Here is a 20,078-nt window from a genome sequence, read left to right on the forward strand (position 1 = left end):
TCCCGCACCCAGGTGCGCAATGCGTCACCTGCGGCATCGGTATGCCGAGGCGCCCGCCGGCCGCCGATTGCGTCGAGCAACTCGTCATCGCGCCGGATGTCGTCGATGTTCGGGGTCACAGGTCGTGCTTCCGCTCATCGAGGAAGCCACGCAACCTGCCGAGCGCACGGTGCTGCGCAACCCGCACGGCGCCCGCCGACATCCCGAGGGCGTCCGCGGTCTCCTCCGCCGAGAGGCCGACGGCGACCCGCAGGGTGAGAATCTCGCGGTGTTGCGGCGACAGCCGGTCGAGCAGCGCCCACAACCGGCCGGACTGGTCGTCGGCGAGCGCGCGATCCTCCGGACCCAGTGCCTCGTCGACCGCATCCGGGATCTCGTCGGTGGGCGTCGGCCGACGGATGACCGCCCGCTGCACGTCCGCGACCTTGTGCGCGGCGACACGGTAAACGAACGCCTCGAAGGGCGCGCCGCGATCGGAGTAGTGCGGCAGCGCCGTCAGAACGGCCACGCACACCTCCTGCGCCGCATCGGCGGCGGCGTCCGCGGCAACCGAGAATCGGCCCAGCTTGCCCCGTGCGTAACGCACGGCCAGCTGGTGCACGGCTGCCATCAGTTCATGGGTGGCGACAGCGTCACCGTCCCGGGCAGCCGTCGCCAGATCACGCAGCGAATCGCGCGTGTCCGACCATGACATCGGTCGGGACGGCGAGAACGTTACGGAGGCAGCGTCGAGCGCGCCCACCAGGTCGTCCTGGCCGGCACTCGATCCCGACATCCCCGAGCTCACGTTCGTCCTGTCCGGTCGCGGGTCGTACGTACAAGTAACCGCGGCTGCCAGGGTATGACGTCGGGCGCCGCCACGCCCGACCACCCGGAAAAACCGCCGAGCTGCGACTCGGTCGCATCTGGCGGCGTGTCGGCGCCGCGCGGGAGACGAGAAGACCCCGTCATACCGCGCGGGTATGACGGGGTCCTCGAGAGGGCGGGAGGGCTCAGTGGCCGTGGCCGTGGCCGTGACCGGCCTCGGGCTCCTCTTCCTTCTTGTCCACGACGAGGGTGTCGGTGGTGAGGACCATCGACGCGATCGACGCGGCGTTGCGCAGTGCGGAGCGGGTGACCTTGACCGGGTCGATGACGCCCTGCTTGACCAGGTCGCCGTATTCGCCGGTCGCGGCGTTGAGGCCGCTGCCGACCGGCTCGTCCTTGACCCGCGACACCGCGACGTAGCCCTCGAAGCCGGCGTTCTCGGCGATCCAGCGCAGCGGCTCGACCGACGCCTTGGCGATCAGCGCGGCACCAGTGGCCTCGTCGCCGGTCAGGTCGAGCTTGTCGACCGCGGACGCGGCGTGCACGAGCGCCGAGCCACCGCCGGCGACGATGCCCTCCTCGATGGCCGCACGAGTCGCCGAGATGGCGTCCTCGATGCGGTGCTTCTTCTCCTTCAGCTCCACCTCGGTGTGGGCGCCGACCTGGATGACGCAGACGCCACCGGCCAGCTTGGCGAGCCGCTCCTGCAGCTTCTCGCGGTCCCAGTCGGAGTCGGTGCGCTCGATCTCGGCCTTGAGCTCCTTGACCCGGCCGCTGACCGCGTCGGCGTCGCCTTGGCCGTCGACGATCGTGGTGGTGTCCTTGGTGACGACGACACGGCGGGCCTGGCCCAGCATGTCGAGGTCGACCTGGTCGAGCTTGAGGCCGACTTCCTCGGCGATGACCTGGCCACCGGTGAGGATGGCGATGTCCTGCAGCATCGCCTTGCGGCGGTCACCGAAGCCGGGCGCCTTGACGGCGACGACGTTGAACGTGCCGCGGATCTTGTTGACGACCAGGGTAGACAGAGCCTCGCCCTCGATGTCCTCGGCGATGATCAGCAGCGGCTTGCCGGACTGCACGACCTTCTCCAGCAGCGGCAGGATGTCGGCGATCGCCGAGATCTTGCCCTGGTTGATCAGCACGTAGGCGTCCTCCAGGACGGCTTCCATGCGCTCCGGGTCCGACACGAAGTAGGGCGAGATGTAGCCCTTGTCGAACTGCATGCCCTCGGTGAACTCCAGCGCGGTCTCGGCGGTGGAGGACTCCTCGACGGTGATGACACCGTCCTTGCCGACCTTGTCGAACGCCTCGGCGATCAGGCCACCGATCGTCTGGTCCTGGGCGGACAGCGCGGCGACCTGGGAGATCTCTTCCTTGCCCTCCAGCTCGCGGGCGCTGGCGAGCAGCTGCTCGCTGATGGCGTCCACGGCTTGGTCGATGCCGCGCTTCAGCGCGGCCGGACCTGCGCCCGCCGCCACGTTGCGCAGGCCTTCCTTGACCATCGCCTGGGCCAGCACGGTCGCGGTGGTGGTGCCGTCGCCGGCGATGTCGTTGGTCTTGGTGGCGACTTCCTTGGCCAGCTGCGCGCCGAGGTTCTCGTAGGAGTCCTCGAGCTCGATCTCGCGGGCGATCGTGACGCCGTCGTTGGTGATGGTCGGCGCGCCCCACTTCTTGTCGATGACGACGTTGCGGCCCTTGGGGCCGAGCGTCACCTTGACGGCGTTGGCGAGCGCGTCGACGCCCCGCTCCAGCGCCTTGCGTGCGGAGTCGTTGAACTCCAGTTCCTTTGCCATGGTTGGCCTTTCGTCAATTCGTCCGGTATGGCGAGGCCCCGGCCCCGCTCGAGATGAGAGCGAGCCGGGGCTTCGTCATACACAAATGCGTGGGGGAATTACTTCTGCACGACCGCGAGCACGTCGCGGGCCGAGAGGATGAGCAGCTCCTCGCCGGAGTACTTCACCTCGGTGCCGCCGTACTTCGAGTAGATGACGCGGTCGCCGACTGCGACGTCGAGCGGGACGCGCTGGCCGTTGTCGTCGATGCGGCCCGGACCGATGGCCAGGACCTCGCCCTCCTGGGGCTTCTCCTTGGCGGTGTCCGGGATGACCAGGCCGGAAGCGGTGGTCTGCTCGGCCTCGACGGACTTGACGACGATGCGGTCCTCGAGCGGCTTGATGTTCACCGACACGGTGTGACCTTCCTGTTGAGAGGGCCCGATGTCTCGGGCGCGGATGCTTGCCCCGGTCGAGAGCCAACCTGTTGACTGTCGTGGGCGCCGTCGCGGGGGTCGACCACGAAACACGGTTGGCACTGTCCCAGGAAGAGTGCCAGCACCGAATCTAGGCGTTCGTTAGCACTCGCGCAACTCGAGTGCCAAAACCGGCGCGGCGGTCGCGGCGGTCAGCCGAGCGGCAGCGTTGCCTGCGGCGGTGCGTGCGAGGGGTCGACCCCGTCGAACAGGCTGCTCACCGACTCCCCGGCGTGGATCCGGGCGATCGCCTCCGCGAAGAGCGCGGAGACCGAACGGACCTGCAGCGCAGGCCAGTTGGGTGGCCGAGGCACGGTATCGGTGGTGACGACGTGACCGATGAGCGGATGTCCGGCCAGCCGCTCGACGGCCCGGTTCACGAAGAGGCCGTGGGTGCACGCGATGTCGGCCGAGGTGCAGCCGCGCTCGCCGAGCCGGTCGAGCAACTCGACCACCGAGCCACCGGTGGAGATCTCGTCGTCGAGGACGATCGCCCGCTTGCCGTCGACGTCGCCCACGATGGTGTCGATGACGACCTTCTCGTCGGTGATTCGCTTCTTGGAGCCGGCCGCCACGGGCAGGCCGAGCAACCGGGCGAACTGCGTCGCGGTCTTGGCATTGCCGAAGTCCGGCGACACAACCACCGAGTCGGTCAGTTCGCCGGCCCGGAAATGGTCGGCCAGCACGCCGATCGCGGTCAAATGGTCGACCGGCATCGAGAAGAAGCCGTGCACCTGCGGGGCGTGCAGTGCCATCGTGATCACCCGGTGCGCGCCGGCCGTCGCGAGCAGGTCGGCCACCAGCTTCCCGCCGATCGAGATCCGCGAGGCGTCCTTCTTGTCCGAGCGGGCGTAGGCGAAATAGGGGATGACCGCAGTGATGCGCTCGGCCGACGCGCCGCGCGCCGCATCGATCATGAGCAGCAGCTCCATCAAGTGGTCCTGTGTCGGCGGCACGAGCGGCTGCACCAGGTAGACGTCGCGCTGCCGGCAGTTGGCCAGGAGTTGCGCCTGCAGGCAGTCATTGCTGAAGCGCTTGAGATCGACATGCGACCTTGGGACGCCGAGATGGTTGCAGATGCTGTCGGCGAAGGCCGGGTGGGCTGATCCGGAGAAGACGACGATCTCGCGCACGGGCGGCAGACCCTTCGGAGGCGGCAGACTCGATGTGGGTCCACCCTACTGTCCGGCTACCCTCCGCCGGAGAACTTCTGCAGCCGCTCGGTCGAGCCGGTGATCACCAGCTGGTCACCCTTGCCGATGACCGTCTCCGGGCGGGCGTCCTCGAACGAGGCGCCGCCGGCGTGCTTCACGGCGACCACGGTGACGCCATACCGGCCACGCAGGTTGAGCTCGGTGAGCGACTTCCCGGAGAAGCTCGCGGAGGCAGCCATCCGGCCGATGCCGAAGCCGCTCTCCAGCTCGTAATAGTCGGTGAGCGAGCCGACGAGCAGCCGGCCGATCCGCTTGCCCATCTCCCGCTCGGGCAGCACCACGTGATGCGCGCCGATGCGCTCGAGGATGCGCGCGTGCTGCGTGGTCATCGCCTTCGCCCAGACGCTCGGGACGCCGAGGTCGGCGAGGTTGGCGGTGGTCAGGATGCTCGCCTCCAGGTTGGACCCGATCGCGACGACCGCGCGTTCGAAGTCGCCGGCACCGATCTGCCGCAGCGCCTCGACGTCGGTGCTGTCGGCCTGCACCACGTGGGTGAGGACGTCGGCCGACTTCTGGACGAGCTCGACGGATTGGTCCACCGCGAGGACGTCCCAGCCCTGTTCGGTGAGGGTGCTCGCGACCGCGGTCCCGAACCTGCCGAGCCCGATGACCAGCACGGTGTGCGCGTCCAGCGTCGGACGGGGTCTGCTAACCGACAATGGGCCACTCCTCCGGTAGTCGATAGCGCCGCTTCCTGCGCCGGGTGGCGAGCGCGGTGCCGACGGTCATCGTGCCGACTCGGCCGATGAACATCAAAGCGATCAGCACGATCTGTGCCGCCACGGGCAACGCGCCGGTCAGGTTCGCGCTCAGCCCGGTGGTGGAGAAAGCGGAGATCGTCTCGAAGAGCACCAGTTGCATCGGCTGGCCGCTGATCGTCAGGATCGCGATCATCCCGGACATCACGCAGCCCACCGCCAGCAGCGCCACCGTGAGGGCCTGCCGCTGCACGGGGGTGGGTATGGCGCGATGTCCGACCCGTGCCTGCGGCTCACCGCGGATCTCCGAGATGATCACCGCGCCGAGCAGGAAGAAGGTCGACACCTTGATGCCGCCCGACGTGCCGGCACTGCCGCCGCCGATGAACATCAGCACGTAGTTGACCGCCATCGTCTCCGGGCGCACCTGGGCGTAGTCGACCGTGTTGAAGCCGGCGGTGCGCGGGAAGACCGCTCCGGCCACGGAGTTCCACACCTTGTCGGTGGTGCCGAGCTGCGCGAGCGTGTCCGGGTTGCGCCACTCGAACGCCAGGAAGGCCAGCAGCCCGGCGGTGAAGAGGACGACCGACCCGTAGAGGGTGAGGCGGGTGTGCATCGACCATTGCTTCGGGCGGCGCCGGCGGGTCAGCTCGAACCACACCGGATAGCCGAGGCCGCCGACGAACACCGCGACACACAACAGGACCAGCACCCACGGGTCGCCGGCGAACCGGACCGCTCCCTCGCTGTAGAGCGTGAAGCCGGCGTTGTTGACGGCCGAGACCGAGTGGAAGACGCCCTGCCAGCCGGCGCGGCCGACGCCCTCGCCATACCCGAAGTGCAGCCGCAGCGCGAGCAGGACGGCCAGCAGGACCTCGAGCATCAGGTAGAACCGGACGATCACCCGGATCATCGATCGCGTGTGCGCCGGCGTGTCGGTGTGGGAGTCGGCCTGGGCGGCGAGCGTCCCCTCGATCCCGAGCCGGCCGTGCACCAGCTGCAGCAGACCGGCCGACATGGTGACGATCCCGAGCCCGCCCGCTTGGACCAGCAGCAGGATCACCACGTGCCCGAAGGGCGTCCAGTAGGTCGCCACGTCCACCGGCGACATTCCGGTGATGCAGGTGGCGCTGGCGGCTGTGAACAGCGACGTGCTGAACTGTGCATGCCCGTGCTCGGTGTGCGCGATCGGCAAGGAGAGCAGCACCGTGCCCACCGTCACCGTGATCGCGTAGAACGCGACGACGATGCGCGCCGGGCCGAGTCTGAACGCCTTCATGCGGAACACTTAACCGCATGACGCCCGCACTGCTTGCCAAGCTGATCAGTGGCGAGGGCGCGGCACTGCTCGCGTCCTTGCCGCCGTATGACGAGGCGCAGGCCTTCGTGCTGGCCGACCGGCTGCGGGCCGAGGGATTCGACCCGGAGCTCGTGGCGGCCGCGCTCACGCAGTCGCGGCTGCGAGCCCGGGGGGAACGGAAGTTCGGCACGGCGGCGCGCGAGATGCTCTTCACACCGGACGGGTTGGAGCAGGCCACCCGCCACCAGATCGCCCGGTTGCACGCACGGCGGCTCGACGACTCCGGCATCCGGTTGGTGCACGACCTGGGCTGCGGCATCGGAGCGGACGCGCGTGCCTTCGCGGGCGCGAGGTTGCGCGTCGCGGCGGTCGACGCCGACGAGGTCACGGCGTGCGTCGCCGACTACAACCTGCGGCCGTGGACGCACGCGGGTGCTCGGTGCGCCTTCGCCGAACGAGTCCGGCTGCCCGATCAGCTGACCGCACCGGACGCGGCCGTCTGGCTGGACCCGGCGCGCCGCACCCCGGGGGTGGGCGACATCGCGGGGCGCACGCGGCGCACCTTCCGGCTGGACCAGCTGACCCCGTCCTGGGACTTCGTCCGGGAGACCGGTGCGCGCGCTGCCGCCGGCGGCGTGAAGTTGTCCCCGTCGCTCGCACACGGCCAGGTGCCGCCCGGCACCCAGGCGCAGTGGACGTCATACGACGGCGAAGTGGTGGAGTGTGTGCTGTGGTGGAACGCCGCCGCGTGGGACGTCGGGCGGTCGGCGCTCGTGGTGAGCGACCAGTTCGCCTACGAAGTCCTCGAACGCGACGCCGAGGACACCGAACCGCGCACCGCTCGGTTGGACCGGCTGCACGGCTACCTCTACGAGGCGGACCGGGCGATCATCCGCGCCGGGCTGAGCGGCGCGCTCGTGCGCCGGGTCGATGGTGTCGAGTTGGACCCCGGGATCGGCATGGTGAGTTCGCCGCGGGACGTCGTCGTGCCGTGGGCCAAGAAGTACCTCGTGACCGACGCAATGCCGTTCAACCTGAAGGCATTGCGATCGTGGGCCCGCGACCACGGCATCGGTCGGCTGACGATCAAGAAGAAGGGCGCGTCGGTCGACCCGGACGGTCTGCGGCGGCAGTTGCGGCTCAAGGGTGATGCCGAGGGAACGATCCTGGTGACCCGCATCGGCGGCGCGCAGGCGGTCCTGATGCTCGTGCCGTTGCCGTGAGCGAGCGCCGCGAGCGACCGAACACACACAGGGCGAACGACAACTCACGACGGAGGAGGGAGTTGCCGTGAGTTACGGTCGCCACGTGCTTCAACTGCGTGCTGCTGCCCTGGCTGCCGTGACTTCCGTAGCGGTGGCCGGCTGCTCGTCGGGTGGTGCTGCCTCGACCACGCCGGCCAGTGCGGCATCCGGCAGTTCCGTGCCGACGTCGGCCACGTCGGCCTCGTCGTCGACGTCGGCCGCGCGCCCCGCATCCCCCGCTTCGTCCATGTCGTCGGGCGCTGCCACGTCCTCGGCGCCGCCGGCTCCGGGCAGCCGGTGTGTGCGGCGCACCTACGATCGCCTGTCCCCCGCTCAGCGCGCCGGGCAGCTGCTGATGATTGGCCTGGACGCAGGCGCTCCAGTCACCGCCGTCGACGCGGACATCTCGGCTCGGCATGCCGGCAATGTCATCTATCTGGGCGGTTGGACCGGTGCGGTGCGCATCCGGGAAACCTCGGATCATCTGCAGGAGCAGGCCGATTCGTCGGCGACGGGCGGCGTCGGACTGTTGATCGCCGCCGATCAGGAGGGCGGCGCCGTGCAGCAGTTGCGCGGCACCGGCTTCACCTCGCTCGTCTCTGCGCTGCGGCAGGGGACGATGAGCAGCGCGAGGCGCACGGCATACGCGACGATGATCGGCCGCCACCTGAAGACCGCCGGGGTCAATCTGAATCTGGCGCCCGTCGCGGACACGGTGCCCGCGGCGATGTCCTCCGCCAACGCACCGATCGGCCGGTTCGACCGGGAGTACGGGCACGACCCGGCGACCGTGGCGACCGCGGTCCACGACGTGGTGCATGGGCTGGATGCGGGCGGCGTCGGTGCGACCCTCAAACACTTCCCCGGCCTCGGTCGTATCACCGGCAACACCGACTACACCAGCGTCGGAACCACGGACCCGGTGACGACCGCGACGGATCCCTATCTCCGTCCGTTCACGGCGGGGACGAAGGCCGGGGCGGCGGCGGTCATGATCAGTTCCGCTCGTTACGCGAAGCTGGACCCGTCCGGCCCGGCGACGTTCTCGTCGAAGATCATCACCGGTCTGCTGCGCGGGAAACTGGGCTGGCACGGCGTCGTCATCACCGATGACATGAATGCCGTTGCTGTGGCAGGGATTCCCGTTGGTGAGCGCGCAGTCCGCTTCGTCGCCGCCGGCGGCGACATCGTGCTCACCGGACGAGCCGCGGACGCCGGACCGATGATCAGCGCGCTGCTGACCAGGGCACGGTCGGACACGGGCTTCGCCGCGAAGCTGACGACGTCGACGATGCGGGTGCTGACCCTCAAGCAGAAACTGGGCCTGCTCAGCTGCTGACGTCAGCTCGCCTTGACCTGGCTGACCGGCATCGACGAATCTGCTGGGAGATCAAGTGAGCTCGGTGCCAATCCGCGCTGCACCATCTGAGAGCCGAGCGCTGCGACCATCGCGCCGTTGTCGGTGCACAGCCGGACCCGCGGGACCCGGAGGCTGATGCCCGCGGCCGCGCAGCGCTCCTGCGCCATCGCCCGCAGTCGGCTGTTCGCGGTGACACCGCCGCCGATCTGCAGATCGCGCACGCCGTACTCCCGACACGCGTCGATCGCCTTGCGCGTCAGCACGTCCGCGACAGCTTCGTTGAAGCTGGCCGCGACGTCCGCGACCGGCACCGGTTCACCGGCTGCCTCGCGCTCCTGCACCCAGCGAACGACGGCGGTCTTCAGGCCGGAGAAGGAGTAGTCGAAGCGGTGCCGCTCCAGGTCCTTGCGGGAGGTCAACCCCCTCGGGAAATGTATGGCGGACGCCTCTCCGTCGGCAGCCGCGCGCTCGATGTGCGGGCCACCCGGATACGGCAGGCCGAGCACACGCGCGACCTTGTCGAACGCCTCCCCCGCGGCGTCGTCGATGGTGCTGCCGAGCTCCACCACGTCCGAGGCGATGTCGCGCACCAGCAACAGGTTGGTGTGACCGCCCGAAACGAGAAGCGCCACAGTCGGTTCCGGCAGCGGGCCGTGGTCGAGCACATCCGCGCACACATGCGCAGCGAGATGGTTGACGCCATACAGGGGCTTGTCGAGCGACCAGGCGAGCGCCTTCGCCGACGCCACGCCGACCATCAGCGCGCCGGCGAGGCCGGGGCCGGAGGTGACTGCCACCGCGTCGATGTCGGCCAGCCGGTGGCCGGCCTCCTGACAGGCTCGCGTGATGGTGGGAATGAGCTCCTCGAGGTGCGCGCGGCTGGCCACTTCGGGCACCACGCCACCGAAGCGGGCGTGCTGCTCGACGCTGCTGGCCACGACGTCGCCGAGCAGGGTGTTGCCACGCACGAACGCCACACCTGTCTCGTCACACGAGCTCTCGACTCCGAGGATCAGCGGCTCACTCATGGGCTTCTTTCAGGTTCGCGCGCATGATGTGCGCGTCGACGTTGTCCGGCCGGTAGTAGTTGCGGCGGGTCTGGATGCGCTCGAAACCCGCTGTCAGGTAAAGGTTCTGCGCCGGCTCGTTGTCGGCGCGCACTTCGAGCAGCAGCGCTTCGGCACCGGCGGCACGGGCCTGGCCGGTCAGGTGGTCCAGCAGCCGCCGGCCGATGCCGTGACCCTGGTGCGCCGGGTCGACGGCGATCGTCATGACGTCCGCGGTCGCACCGGCGTTGTCGATCCCGCCGTAGCCGACGATCGCGCCGTCGTCGGTTGCGACCGTGTAGCTGCGTCGCGGTCGCCCGGCGAGTTCCGCCCACCAGGACTGCGGCGACCAGGCATCTCGTCCGTAGATCCGCTCATCGAGCGCGGTGACCTCGGGCAGATCCGGCCACTCCAGCTCGCGCAGCTGCACTGTCATCGGGCCAGCACCGACTTCGGTCCGGCCGACGGCTTCGCGTCCGGTTGCCGCAGATAGAGCGGCTGCACCGGCAGCAGCTGGTGGCCCAGGCGCAGTTCCCGGACGGTGTATGACGCGAGCCCCCCGGCGGGCACGTCGAGCGGCTCGAGGGCGGCTGCGAAACAGTCCGGGTAGAGGAGCGGACCCCGGCCCGCGGCGGGCAGCGCGCGGATGTCCTCGGGGAGCTCGACCGGGCGCGAGACCTGCGGAATACCCGAAATGCGTTCTGCGGCTGCGGCGGTCACCCGGTAACGAGCCCAGTAGACCTCCTTGCGCCGCGCATCGGTCGCCACCACGAACTCCGACGGCGCACCCTCGCCTTCGGCGACCACGTGGGCGAGCGCGTCGAGGCTGCACACCCCGTGCACCGGGATATCGAGCGTCAGTCCGAGCGTCACGGCCGTCGCGAGCCCGACGCGCAGCCCGGTGAACGGCCCGGGACCCACTCCGACAGCGACGCCAGTGAGGTCGGCGGGCCGGCGGCCGGCCGATGCGACGACCGACGCGATCATCGGCGTCAGCGTTTCGGCGTGACGCCGGGAGTCGACCAATGACTCCTCCGCGATGACCCGGTCCCCGTCGTGGAGGGCGACGGTCACGGCCGACGTGGCGGTGTCCAGAGCGAGCAACAGCACCGCACAAGGGTACGGCGGCCTCCTCGCGTCACTGACGGCAGAGGCGTTCCACCAGGTGCTCGAAGCGTGCCCCGCTCGGCAGCAGGGTGAGCTGCCTGCGCTCACCGCTCGCGTCGGCGTCGAGCACGATCTCGAGGTGCTCGGCGGCGAGCGCCTCCGCCATACCGGCACCCCACTCAACGACGGTGACCGAGACCGCGATGTCCGCGTCCAGGTCCAGGTCGTCCAGCTCCTCCGCTCCCCCGAGCCGATAGGCGTCGACGTGCACCAGCGCCGGGCCGTCGGCCAGTGACGGGTGGATCCGCGAGATGACGAAGGTCGGCGACGTGATCGGTCCACGCACGCGCAGGCCCTCGGCGATGCCCTGCGTCAGCGTGGTCTTGCCGGCTCCGAGGCCGCCGGTCAGCACCACCAGGTCACCCGCCTGCAGCATCGAGCCCAGCCGCGCACCCCACGCGTGCGTGTGGTCAGCCGACTCCAGTGTCACGTGGGCGGTCGTCACGACGGCGACCCTCCGACGGAGCGCGCGGTGCGGCCGAGGAAGGCGAGCAGTTCCCGCGTGACGAGCTCTGGGTCCTCCAGCGGCAGCACGTGGCCGGTGTTCTCGACGACGACCAGCTCGGCGCCGGGGAGCGCCTGCGCCAGCTCCTCGGCATGACCGACCGGCGTGATCCGGTCCCGGCTGCCGTGCAGGATCAGCGTCTCGATGCCCGTGAACGAAGCGATGACCGCACGGCGGTCGTGTTCCATCAGCGTCGGCAGGAACGCCCCGATGACGTGCAGCTTGGTGGCGAAGATCATCTCGGCGACCTCGCGGATCACCGCCTTGGACACCGGTCCGCCGAACGAATAACGATGCACGAGAGCGGATTCGACGTTCCGGCCGATCAGCCGGGCGCTGTCGAAGAGGTCCTGCCGCCGGCCGGCGCGGCTCACGGCCGCCGGCCCGAGCCGGTGCACGACGCCGCCGAGCTGCTTGCCCAGCCCGTAGTTGACCTCGGCGAGCCCGCCGGCGCTGGTGCTGATCAGTGCGACACCGACGACCCGCTCGCGCATCAGCTGCGGCCGCTCTTCGGCGAGCGCCATGATCGCCATGCCGCCCATCGAGTGTCCGACCAGCACGATCGGGCCGTCCGGTGTCGTGTGCTCGACGACGGTCGCCAGGTCGCGGCCCAGTTGCGCGATCGTGTATGACGAGTCGTCACCCTCACCCGACCGGCCGTGCCCGCGCAGGTCCCAGGTGACGGCGCGATAGCCGGCGTCGTGCACGGCCTCCCGCTGGCGGGCCCACAAGCCACCGTTGTGCGCATAGCCGTGGGTGAATACCACGGTGGCCGTCGGCGCGTCGCAGTCGTCGATCTCGACGTAGAGCGGCACGCCGTCGTCGGCGACGACGACCGAGCCTGAGGTGTCCAGCTCGTCGGTGTCGACCGGCGCCGATGCCGCGACCTCGGCACGGCGCGCCCGCAGGATGCGGTCGGTCGCCAACCCGGCGGCGGTCGCGACCCCTGCAGCCGCGAGTCCGACGCCGACGCCGATGAGTCCTTTGTTGCGCGAGGTCATTTGCCGCCCAAGTAGACGCGCGGCAGCCGGGAACTCATCCGGGTCACGATCTCGTAGCTGATTGTGCCGGTGGCCTCCGCCCAGTCCTGCGCCGTCGGCTCGCCCTCGGCACCGCTGCCGAAGAGCACGACCTCGTCGCCGGCCTGCACCGGCAGGTCACCGACATCGACGACGAACTGGTCCATGCACAGACGGCCGGCCACGGTGCAGCGCTTGCCACCGACCAGCACCGGTCCGACGGAGGACGCCGCGCGCGGCACACCGTCGGCGTACCCGCACGGCACGTCGATGAGGGTGGTCTCCCGCGACGTCACGTAGGTGTGTCCGTAGCTCACCCCCTGACCGGGCGAAACGCGTTTGGTGACAGTGACGTTGGCCGACACCTTCATCGCCGGGGCCAGACCGAAGCGGGACGGTCCGCCGATGTCGGGCACCGGCGACAGGCCGTAGACGGCCAGACCCGGGCGGACCAGGTCGAAGGCGGCCTGCGGCCTGGTGAGCGTCGCGGCCGAGTTGGACATGTGCCGCACTTCGAGGGCGAAGCCGGCACGTTCGCAGTCCCGGACGGCGTCGGTGAACCTGATCTGCTGCGCCTCCACGGTCGGGTCGTGCGGCGTGTCCGCGCAGGCGAAGTGCGTGAAAACCCCTACGACGGTGATCGTTCCGTCCGCCGTATGACGCGCCGCCGCGTCGACGAGAGCCGGCCAGTCGGGGCCGTAGGCGCCGTTGCGAGCCAGACCGGTGTCGACCTTGAGGTGCACGCGCGCCGTCCGGCCGACCTCGCGTGCGGCAGCCGCGACCGCGTCGAGCTCCCAGATCGCCGGCACACCGAGGTCGATGCCGGCGCGGACCGCGGCGGCGAAGTCCACCCCCGGCGCGTGCAGCCAGCTGAGCAGCGGCGCGGTGACCCCGGCGGCCCGCAACGCGAGCGCCTCCTGCAGCTGCGCGACGCCCAGCCAGTCGGCGCCTCCGCGGAGCGCGGCGCGGGCACCGGGCACCAGCCCGTGGCCGTAGGCGTCGCCCTTGACGACGGCCATGACGGCCGCGTTGCCGGCATACCGTTGCAGCACCTCGACGTTGTGCGTGATCGCGTCGAGGTCGACGGTCACCCGCGCAGGGGCGAACACCTGAGTCTGGTCAGTCACAGGGGTCAGTCTGGCACTCACCGGAAGTGCGTCACGCCGGCAGTCGGAGCAGGTGCGCGACGGTCCGTCCGATCTCGTGTGCGACGTCCATGGCGCGCACCGGTCCGCCCGGATTGGCCCGGTGTCCGGCCACGCCGTGGACCAGCGCACCCAACGCCCCCGCCGCTGCCGGCGGCAGGCCGGCCGCGAGCAGCGCACCGCACACCCCGCCGAGCACGTCCCCGGCGCCGGCTGTCGCCAACCAGGCGGGACCGTCGGACTGGGTGAGGACCGGCACGCCGGCAGCCGACGGTGAGATGACCGCCGTGACCGCACCCTTGACCAGAACGGTGCAGTTCAGCCGGTCCGCCACCTGCTGGCCGACGACGGTGGGCGCACGGTGCACGTCGGCCTCGGTCAGCTCCGCACCGTCAGGACCTGGTATGCCGAGCCGGCTTGCCAGCCGCAGTAATTCGCCCAGGTGCGGCGTCAACAGGGTGGGCGCTTCACGCGGTGCGTCGAGCAGGTCGAGCCCGCCGGCATCGAGCAACACCGGCAGGTCCGACGCGAGCGCGTCGCGGGCCACGTCCAGCTGCTCGTCCGAGGCATCGGCCAGATCCATGCCGGAGCCGATCAGCCAGGCCTGGACACGGCCGGCGCCGAAGACCGCCTCGGGCACCGTCTGCCGCAGCAAGTCGGTCGGCGCCTGCGGTCCCACGTAACGCACCATGCCGACCCCCGCGGTCACCGCCGCGGTGACCGACATCAGGGCCGCGCCCGTGTAGTGCTCCCCACCGGTCACCACCCCGAGCACACCTCGGGAGTATTTGTCGTCACCCGGGGCCGGCACCGGCCAGAGCCCGGTGCCGTCGGCATGCGAGAACCGTTCGACCGCAACGACGTCCGGCTCCGGCACCCCGATGTCGACGACCGTCAGCAACCCGACAGCCTGCTCCGTCGCCGGCATCAGGTGGACCGGCTTGGCCAGGCTGAAGGTGACGGTCTCGTCGGCGTAGACGGCGTCGCTGCGCACCTCCCCCGCCGGGTCACAACCGGACGGCAGATCGACCGCGATCACCAGCGCGCCGTCGCCGATCAGGTCGGGCAGCGTGCGGAGGTGCTCGGGCAGCCCGGGCCGGCCACCGATGCCGAGAATGCCGTCGAGCACCACGTCGGCATCTCCCAGCGCGGTGAGCACCGAGTCGGACGCATCGCCGGAGCGCCATACGTCGATCGAGACACCGGCGGCTTCAGCTGCAGCCAACGCGGACTCGTGCGTGCGCGACCCGACCAGGACGGCCAGCACGTCGGCGCCCTCCGCCGCGAGCGAGGCGGCGGCATACAGGGCGTCACCGCCGTTGTCTCCTCCACCGGCGAGCACCACGATCCGCTCGCCGCCTTCCTCCGACAGCCGCGCCCGCACCACCGCCGCCAGACCGGATGCCGCCCGCTGCATCAACTCGCCGTCGGCCAGTTGTGCGCGCACGGCTTCCTCCGCGGCCCGCACCTCGGGAACGCCATACGCGCGGATCATGCCCGGACTCCTAGCTCTCGGCGACGACAACCGCCGACGCGATGCCCGCGTCGTGCGAGATCGACAGGTGTAACGAGCGTATGCCGAGCTGGTCCACCCGTGCCGCGACCGAGCCGTGCAGCTGCCACGACGGTTTGCCGGCCGCGTCCTTGACGACGACCGCGTCGACCCAGTGCAGGCCGACGGGCGCACCGAGTGCCTTGGCGAGCGCTTCCTTGGCCGCGAACCGCCCCGCCAGGGAGTTGGGCGGCAGTGCCCGCTCCGCCGGCACGAAGAGCCGCTCGGCCAGCCGCGGAGTCGCCGCCAGCTTCGCCACGAACCGCTCCACGTCGACGACGTCGATGCCGACCCCGACGATCATCGGCTACTCGACCGTCACGGACTTGGCCAGGTTGCGCGGCTGGTCGACGTCCAGGCCCTTGGCGTTGGCCAGCTCCAGGGCGAAGACCTGCAGCGGCACGGCCGTCACCAGCGGCTGCAGCATCGGCGAGGTGCGCGGCACCCGGATCACCTCGTCGGCGAACGGCTCCACCGCGGTGTCGCCGTCCTGCGCGATCACCAGCGTGCGCGCGCCACGGGCTCGGATCTCCTGGATGTTGGACACGACCTTGCCGTGCAGGCCGTGCGGTGTGTCCGGACCCGGCACCACGATGAAGACCGGCTGGCCGGGCTCGATGAGCGCGATCGGACCGTGCTTGAGCTCGCCGGCGGCGAACCCCTCGGCGTGGATGTAGGCGAGTTCCTTCAGCTTCAGCGCGCCCTCCAGCGCGACCGGGGAGCCGACGTGCCGGCCGAGGAAGAGCACCGAGCGGGTGTCGGCCATGAAGTGGGCGATCTCGCGGACGCGGTCCAGGCGGGTCAGCACCTCGGCGACCCGGTCGGGCGTCTCGTGCAGCTCGGTGAGCACGACGCGCGCGTCGTCAGCATACGACTCGCCACGCAGTTGCGCGAGATAGAGCCCGAGCAGGTAGCACGCGGTGATCTGGGACAGGAAACCCTTGGTGGACGCGACGGCGATCTCCGGTCCGGCGTGGGTGTAGAGCACGGCGTCGGACTCACGCGGGATGGTCGCGCCGTGCGTGTTGCAGATCGACACCGTCAGCGCGCCGAGGTCCCGCGCGTGTTTGACCGCCATCAGCGTGTCCATGGTCTCGCCGGACTGGCTGATCGACACCACCAGCGTGCGGCCGTCGACGATCGGATCGCAGTAGCGGAACTCGTGGGCCAGCGCGACCTCGACCGGGATGCGGGTCCAGCGTTCGATGGCGTACTTCGCGACCATCCCGGCGTATGCCGCGGTGCCGCACGCCACGAAGGTGATCCGGTCGACGCTGCGCAGCTGCTCCTCGGAGATCCGCAGCTCGTCGAGCGTCAGGGCACCGGTCTCGTCGGTGCGCCCGAGCAGGGTGTCCCGGACGGCCTGCGGCTGCTCGTGGATCTCCTTCTCCATGAACCAGTCGAAGCCGCCCTTCTCGGCTGCTTCGGCGTCCCAGTCGACGTGGAAGGGCTTGCCCTTCGCCGGGTCACCGTCGAAGCCGACGACGTCGACCCGGTCGGGAGTGATGGTGACGATCTGGTCCTGCTCCAGCTCCAGCGCGTCGCGGGTGTAGCCGATGAAGGCTGCGACGTCGGAGCCCAGGAAGTTCTCCCCCTCGCCGAGCCCGACGACCAGCGGGCTGTTGCGGCGCGCGCCGACGACCACGCCCGGCTGGTCGGCGTGTACGGCGAGCAGCGTGAACGCGCCCTCCAGCCGCGCCACCACGGTCTGCATGGCCCGGGTGAGGTCTCCGTCATACGCCCGCGCCAGCAGCTGGGCGACGACCTCCGTGTCGGTCTCCGACGCGAACTCCGTCCCGGACTCCACCAGCTCGGTACGCAGGACGTGGAAGTTCTCGATGATGCCGTTGTGGATGAGCGCCAGCTTGCCGTCCGGGCCGCCCAGATGCGGGTGCGCATTGGCGTCGGTCGGGCCCCCGTGTGTCGCCCACCGGGTGTGCCCGATCGCGGTCCGCGACTCCGGCAGCGGGTGCTCACCGATCTCGGCGACCAGGTTGGCCAGCTTGCCCGCGCGCTTCCGCACCGCCACCACGTCGTCGGCGACCACGGCGATGCCGGCGGAGTCGTACCCGCGGTATTCCAGCCTCGCGAGCCCCTCCATCACGACGTCCTGGGCTCGTGAACTCGGCGCTGGCCCGACATACCCGACGATTCCGCACATAGGCGTCATTCAACCCGATCGGTTCCGGACCGAGCCGACCCGACCCGCCGAAGGGCCGCTCCGCGGTGCTGTCGTGGACAATGGCCCGGTGACTCGCAGCCGCACGTCCGTCCCGTCGCCATACCTGGAGTTCGACCGAGCGGCGTGGTCCGGCCTCCGCGATTCGCATCCGATGAATCTCACCGCCGACGACATCCGGCGGCTGCGCAGCACCGGCGACCGCCTCGACATGCCCGAGGTCGAGGAGATCTACCTGCCACTCTCCCGGCTGCTCAACCTGTATGTCGGGGCCACTGGCCGGCTGCACCGGGTGACCACCGACTTCCTCGGCGAACGTCCGGCGCGCACGCCGTTCGTGATCGGCATCGCCGGCTCCGTGGCGGTCGGCAAGTCCACCACTGCACGCATCCTGCGCGAGCTGCTCGGCCGCTGGCCGGGCACACCCCGTGTCGACCTGGTGACCACCGACGGGTTCCTCTTCCCCAATGCGGAGCTGGAACGCCGCAACCTGCTGGAGCGCAAGGGTTTCCCGGAGTCCTACGACCGGCGGCGGCTCATCCGCTTTCTCTCGGAGGTCAAGTCGGGGGCGCCGAACGTGAGCGCACCGGTCTACTCCCACCTGACCTACGACATCGTGCCCGGCGAGCTGATCGAGTTGCAGCAGCCGGATGTGCTCATCGTCGAAGGCCTCAACGTGCTGCAGCCGTCCGCGCCGAGCACCGACCAGCGCGGCACGCTCGCCGTGTCGGACTTCTTCGACTTCTCGGTCTACGTCGACGCCCGCGAGGACCACATCAAGGAGTGGTATGTCGAGCGCTTCCTGCGCTGGCGGCAGACGGCGTTCGCCGACCCGAACGCCTACTTCCACCGCTACGCCGCGCTCAGCGACGAACAGGCCGTCGAGCGGGCCGGGCAGATCTGGGACACGATCAACGGGCCCAACCTGGAGCAGAACGTCGCCCCCACCCGCAGCCGGGCGACCCTGGTGCTCCGCAAGGACTCCAGCCACCACGTGACCCGGGTGCGGCTGCGCAAGGTCTGAGCCGGCCGACCGGTCCTAGCGACGATGCTTGGGCGGCGCCGCCGGCTGCTCGCTGGCGTCCTCGTCCTCGTCGTCGGTGAACATGTGCTCGACGTCGTCGACGGACATGCTGTCCTCGTCGTCCGGGTCGAAGTCGTCATACCCGCCCTCGAGCCGGCGGGCACGCACCCACAGGAGCAACCAGACGCCGGCGAGGACGGCGGCGACGATCAGCGCCAGCAGCACGCCGCCGAACACCTGGTAGAGCAGGTGCGAGACGCTCGTGGCCGGGACAGAGCCCTTGTCCTCGTTGTTGAAGGTCGGCGCCTCCGAGTCCCCCCACTTCGCGCCAAGTGCCCCACCGAGGCCGATGAGCACCACGGCGGCCACCCAGTAGACCGCGACGAACCAGCGCTTGTGCAGGAGCATGGTGCCCAAAATAGCCCGTTCGCCGATCCGGTCCGCGCCCCGCGCATCCTCGGCGAGTTGTGGCTTCAGTACCAAGTGGCGTCAGTACCGGCCGGAGGACGGACATCGACTTCAAGTACTGACGCGACGACGAGGGACGAGTCGGCGGGTCAGTACCAGCCGGTGGCTTGCGAGTGACCCCACGCGCCACAGGGTGAGCCGTAGGTCGACCTGATGTAGCCCAGGCCCCACCGGATCTGGGTGGCCGGGTTGGTGCGCCAGTCGGCGCCGGCGCTGGCCATCTTGCCACCGGGCAGCGACTGTGGAATGCCGTAGGCGCCGGAGCCCGGGTTGGTCGCGGAGGCGTTCCAGCCGGACTCGCGATTCCACAGGCTGACCAGGCAGCCCATCTGGTCCTGGCCCCAGCCGTAGGAGCCGAGCATCGCCGACGCGATCGCCTGCGGGCTGCCGGTGTAGGTCGGCCGCGAGCTGTCGCGCGAGGTGTAGGGCGCCGCCGCCCGCGCCGGCTTCTTCTTCGCCGCGGCCTTCTTCGCCGCGTCGGCGCTGAGCGCGTCCTTGGCGCTCGCTGCTGCCTTCGCCTGCAGCGTGGTCGCGGCGGTGGCGCGGGCGGCGGCCGCGGCCTTGCTCCTGGCGTCCGCGGCGGCCCGCGCCGCAACCGCCTGGTTGGCGGCCGCGAGCTGCGCCTGCGCGTCGCCGGTCACTGCCGCGTCGGCGGCACGCAGAGCGGTCGAGGTGGTGGGTGCATCGAGCACGATCTCGGTCTGGGCGGTGCCGGCAACACTTGCACTGGCGCTGGCGGCGGTGGAGTATGCCGCGGCAGCGACCGAAACCGTCGAGATCGCTGCGGTTGCTGCTACCGCGGGCCGACGAAGTGCGTGAATACCGGTGTCGCGACGGGCGCGGTGACGTCCCTTGGGACGAGACATGAAGCAGCAGCCTTTCGGGCGGGGACATGGCCGGCGCACCCGAACCACGCAGTCGCTCCCGGTGGGTGCGAGCTGCGGCCGGACATAGGGGTGCGACAGGACCGTGCAGCCCTGTCGCACCCCTATGTCGCACTCGAACGGGTCCTTACGGAACCCTCGTGTCAAGTGCGCCGCCAGGAAGGCTACCCCGAAAAGTCACCCGAGCGTTACCGAAACGAGATATCACGCCGGAA

At 70.2% G+C, this 20,078-nt stretch carries 21 protein-coding genes; 3 read left to right on the forward strand and 18 right to left on the reverse strand.

Going from position 1 to position 20,078, the window contains the following annotated elements; translation table 11 throughout:
• Positions 1 to 115 precede the first annotated feature (115 nt).
• From shbA to ACN8HC_RS16575, 6 genes are all read right to left on the reverse strand, one after another.
• Complete coding sequence (gene shbA, locus ACN8HC_RS16550) at positions 116 to 775, reverse strand: RNA polymerase sigma factor ShbA (RefSeq protein WP_490075946.1); 660 nt, start codon at positions 773 to 775, stop codon at positions 116 to 118.
• A 217-nt stretch (positions 776 to 992) separates the two neighbouring features.
• Positions 993 to 2,603: a chaperonin GroEL gene (gene groL / locus ACN8HC_RS16555; protein ID WP_490075947.1), complete on the reverse strand. Its 1,611-nt coding sequence runs from the start codon at positions 2,601 to 2,603 to the stop codon at positions 993 to 995.
• Positions 2,604 to 2,701: 98 nt separating this feature from the next.
• Positions 2,702 to 2,998, reverse strand: a complete 297-nt coding sequence (gene groES, locus ACN8HC_RS16560) for a co-chaperone GroES (RefSeq protein ID WP_440282148.1) — start codon at positions 2,996 to 2,998, stop codon at positions 2,702 to 2,704.
• Between the two features lie 212 nt (positions 2,999 to 3,210).
• The gene (locus tag ACN8HC_RS16565; protein WP_490075948.1) at positions 3,211 to 4,191 is read right to left on the reverse strand and encodes a ribose-phosphate diphosphokinase; all 981 of its coding nucleotides are present in this window, start codon (positions 4,189 to 4,191) and stop codon (positions 3,211 to 3,213) included.
• A 56-nt stretch (positions 4,192 to 4,247) separates the two neighbouring features.
• A complete protein-coding gene (locus tag ACN8HC_RS16570) occupies positions 4,248 to 4,931 on the reverse strand; it encodes a potassium channel family protein (protein ID WP_490075949.1) in 684 nt (227 codons plus the stop codon).
• A complete protein-coding gene (locus tag ACN8HC_RS16575) occupies positions 4,921 to 6,249 on the reverse strand; it encodes a TrkH family potassium uptake protein (RefSeq protein ID WP_490075950.1) in 1,329 nt (442 codons plus the stop codon). The genes ACN8HC_RS16570 and ACN8HC_RS16575 overlap by 11 nt, the downstream gene beginning before the upstream one ends.
• A 17-nt stretch (positions 6,250 to 6,266) precedes the next feature.
• On the opposite strand from ACN8HC_RS16575, the gene ACN8HC_RS16580 reads away from it, so the two are divergent.
• Positions 6,267 to 7,493 (forward strand): THUMP-like domain-containing protein, encoded by a 1,227-nt coding sequence (locus tag ACN8HC_RS16580; protein WP_490075951.1) that lies wholly within the window; start codon positions 6,267 to 6,269, stop codon positions 7,491 to 7,493.
• Positions 7,494 to 7,583: 90 nt separating this feature from the next.
• On the opposite strand, the gene ACN8HC_RS16585 is transcribed toward ACN8HC_RS16580, so the two are convergent.
• Positions 7,584 to 7,826 (reverse strand): hypothetical protein, encoded by a 243-nt coding sequence (locus tag ACN8HC_RS16585; protein WP_490075952.1) that lies wholly within the window; start codon positions 7,824 to 7,826, stop codon positions 7,584 to 7,586.
• Here ACN8HC_RS16585 and ACN8HC_RS16590 point away from each other — a divergent pair.
• The gene (locus ACN8HC_RS16590; protein WP_490075953.1) at positions 7,816 to 8,853 is read left to right on the forward strand and encodes a glycoside hydrolase family 3 N-terminal domain-containing protein; all 1,038 of its coding nucleotides are present in this window, start codon (positions 7,816 to 7,818) and stop codon (positions 8,851 to 8,853) included. The two genes, ACN8HC_RS16585 and ACN8HC_RS16590, sit on opposite strands and share 11 nt — an antisense overlap.
• Before the next feature lie 2 nt (positions 8,854 to 8,855).
• Here the strand turns inward: ACN8HC_RS16590 and tsaD are convergent, their stop codons facing one another.
• The 9 genes from tsaD to glmS all read right to left on the reverse strand — a co-directional run bounded on the left by tsaD (position 8,856) and on the right by glmS (position 17,469).
• On the reverse strand, positions 8,856 to 9,902 hold the full coding sequence (tsaD, locus tag ACN8HC_RS16595) for a tRNA (adenosine(37)-N6)-threonylcarbamoyltransferase complex transferase subunit TsaD (protein WP_490075954.1): 1,047 nt from the start codon (positions 9,900 to 9,902) through the stop codon (positions 8,856 to 8,858).
• Positions 9,895 to 10,356: a ribosomal protein S18-alanine N-acetyltransferase gene (gene rimI, locus ACN8HC_RS16600; protein ID WP_490075955.1), complete on the reverse strand. Its 462-nt coding sequence runs from the start codon at positions 10,354 to 10,356 to the stop codon at positions 9,895 to 9,897. Before rimI ends, tsaD begins: the two co-directional genes overlap by 8 nt.
• Complete coding sequence (gene tsaB, locus ACN8HC_RS16605; RefSeq protein ID WP_490075956.1) at positions 10,353 to 11,030, reverse strand: tRNA (adenosine(37)-N6)-threonylcarbamoyltransferase complex dimerization subunit type 1 TsaB; 678 nt, start codon at positions 11,028 to 11,030, stop codon at positions 10,353 to 10,355. The genes rimI and tsaB overlap by 4 nt, the downstream gene beginning before the upstream one ends.
• 28 nt (positions 11,031 to 11,058) lie before the next feature.
• Positions 11,059 to 11,463 (reverse strand): tRNA (adenosine(37)-N6)-threonylcarbamoyltransferase complex ATPase subunit type 1 TsaE, encoded by a 405-nt coding sequence (tsaE, locus tag ACN8HC_RS16610; RefSeq protein WP_490075998.1) that lies wholly within the window; start codon positions 11,461 to 11,463, stop codon positions 11,059 to 11,061.
• Positions 11,464 to 11,528: 65 nt separating this feature from the next.
• A complete protein-coding gene (locus ACN8HC_RS16615) occupies positions 11,529 to 12,593 on the reverse strand; it encodes an alpha/beta fold hydrolase (RefSeq protein ID WP_490075957.1) in 1,065 nt (354 codons plus the stop codon).
• On the reverse strand, positions 12,590 to 13,738 hold the full coding sequence (gene alr / locus ACN8HC_RS16620) for an alanine racemase (RefSeq protein ID WP_490075958.1): 1,149 nt from the start codon (positions 13,736 to 13,738) through the stop codon (positions 12,590 to 12,592). The genes ACN8HC_RS16615 and alr overlap by 4 nt, the downstream gene beginning before the upstream one ends.
• Positions 13,739 to 13,769: 31 nt before the next feature.
• Entirely contained in the window at positions 13,770 to 15,251 is a 1,482-nt protein-coding gene (locus ACN8HC_RS16625) for a bifunctional ADP-dependent NAD(P)H-hydrate dehydratase/NAD(P)H-hydrate epimerase (protein WP_490075959.1), read from the reverse strand.
• Between the two features lie 10 nt (positions 15,252 to 15,261).
• The gene (locus ACN8HC_RS16630; protein ID WP_490075960.1) at positions 15,262 to 15,612 is read right to left on the reverse strand and encodes a holo-ACP synthase; all 351 of its coding nucleotides are present in this window, start codon (positions 15,610 to 15,612) and stop codon (positions 15,262 to 15,264) included.
• Positions 15,613 to 15,615: 3 nt separating this feature from the next.
• Entirely contained in the window at positions 15,616 to 17,469 is a 1,854-nt protein-coding gene (gene glmS / locus ACN8HC_RS16635) for a glutamine--fructose-6-phosphate transaminase (isomerizing) (protein ID WP_490075961.1), read from the reverse strand.
• Between the two features lie 88 nt (positions 17,470 to 17,557).
• Between glmS and coaA the strand changes: the two genes are divergently transcribed.
• Entirely contained in the window at positions 17,558 to 18,511 is a 954-nt protein-coding gene (coaA, locus tag ACN8HC_RS16640) for a type I pantothenate kinase (RefSeq protein ID WP_490075962.1), read from the forward strand.
• Positions 18,512 to 18,526: 15 nt separating this feature from the next.
• On the opposite strand, the gene ACN8HC_RS16645 is transcribed toward coaA, so the two are convergent.
• Positions 18,527 to 18,919 carry a hypothetical protein gene (locus ACN8HC_RS16645; protein ID WP_490075963.1) on the reverse strand — a complete coding sequence of 131 codons (393 nt, stop codon included), beginning with the start codon at positions 18,917 to 18,919 and terminating at the stop codon, positions 18,527 to 18,529.
• A gap of 149 nt (positions 18,920 to 19,068) precedes the next feature.
• Positions 19,069 to 19,845, reverse strand: coding sequence for an aggregation-promoting factor C-terminal-like domain-containing protein (locus tag ACN8HC_RS16650; RefSeq protein WP_490075964.1), 777 nt, complete (start codon positions 19,843 to 19,845; stop codon positions 19,069 to 19,071).
• Between the last annotated feature and the right edge of the window lie 233 nt (positions 19,846 to 20,078).

This window comes from Flexivirga sp. YIM B11880 (assembly GCF_058148645.1).

Bases quoted from the DNA above. Each gene is read 5' to 3' on its own strand.
- shbA (WP_490075946.1), bottom strand. From the start codon at position 775: ATGTCGGGATCGAGTGCCGGCCAGGACGACCTGGTGGGCGCGCTCGAC.
- groL (WP_490075947.1), bottom strand. From the start codon at position 2,603: ATGGCAAAGGAACTGGAGTTCAACGACTCCGCACGCAAGGCGCTGGAG.
- ACN8HC_RS16575 (WP_490075950.1), bottom strand. From the start codon at position 6,249: ATGAAGGCGTTCAGACTCGGCCCGGCGCGCATCGTCGTCGCGTTCTAC.
- ACN8HC_RS16580 (WP_490075951.1), top strand. From the start codon at position 6,267: ATGACGCCCGCACTGCTTGCCAAGCTGATCAGTGGCGAGGGCGCGGCA.
- tsaD (WP_490075954.1), bottom strand. From the start codon at position 9,902: ATGAGTGAGCCGCTGATCCTCGGAGTCGAGAGCTCGTGTGACGAGACA.
- rimI (WP_490075955.1), bottom strand. From the start codon at position 10,356: ATGACAGTGCAGCTGCGCGAGCTGGAGTGGCCGGATCTGCCCGAGGTC.
- tsaE (WP_490075998.1), bottom strand. From the start codon at position 11,463: ATGCTGCAGGCGGGTGACCTGGTGGTGCTGACCGGCGGCCTCGGAGCC.
- ACN8HC_RS16615 (WP_490075957.1), bottom strand. From the start codon at position 12,593: ATGACCTCGCGCAACAAAGGACTCATCGGCGTCGGCGTCGGACTCGCG.
- ACN8HC_RS16625 (WP_490075959.1), bottom strand. From the start codon at position 15,251: ATGATCCGCGCGTATGGCGTTCCCGAGGTGCGGGCCGCGGAGGAAGCC.
- ACN8HC_RS16630 (WP_490075960.1), bottom strand. From the start codon at position 15,612: ATGATCGTCGGGGTCGGCATCGACGTCGTCGACGTGGAGCGGTTCGTG.
- glmS (WP_490075961.1), bottom strand. From the start codon at position 17,469: ATGTGCGGAATCGTCGGGTATGTCGGGCCAGCGCCGAGTTCACGAGCC.
- ACN8HC_RS16645 (WP_490075963.1), bottom strand. From the start codon at position 18,919: ATGCTCCTGCACAAGCGCTGGTTCGTCGCGGTCTACTGGGTGGCCGCC.
- ACN8HC_RS16650 (WP_490075964.1), bottom strand. From the start codon at position 19,845: ATGTCTCGTCCCAAGGGACGTCACCGCGCCCGTCGCGACACCGGTATT.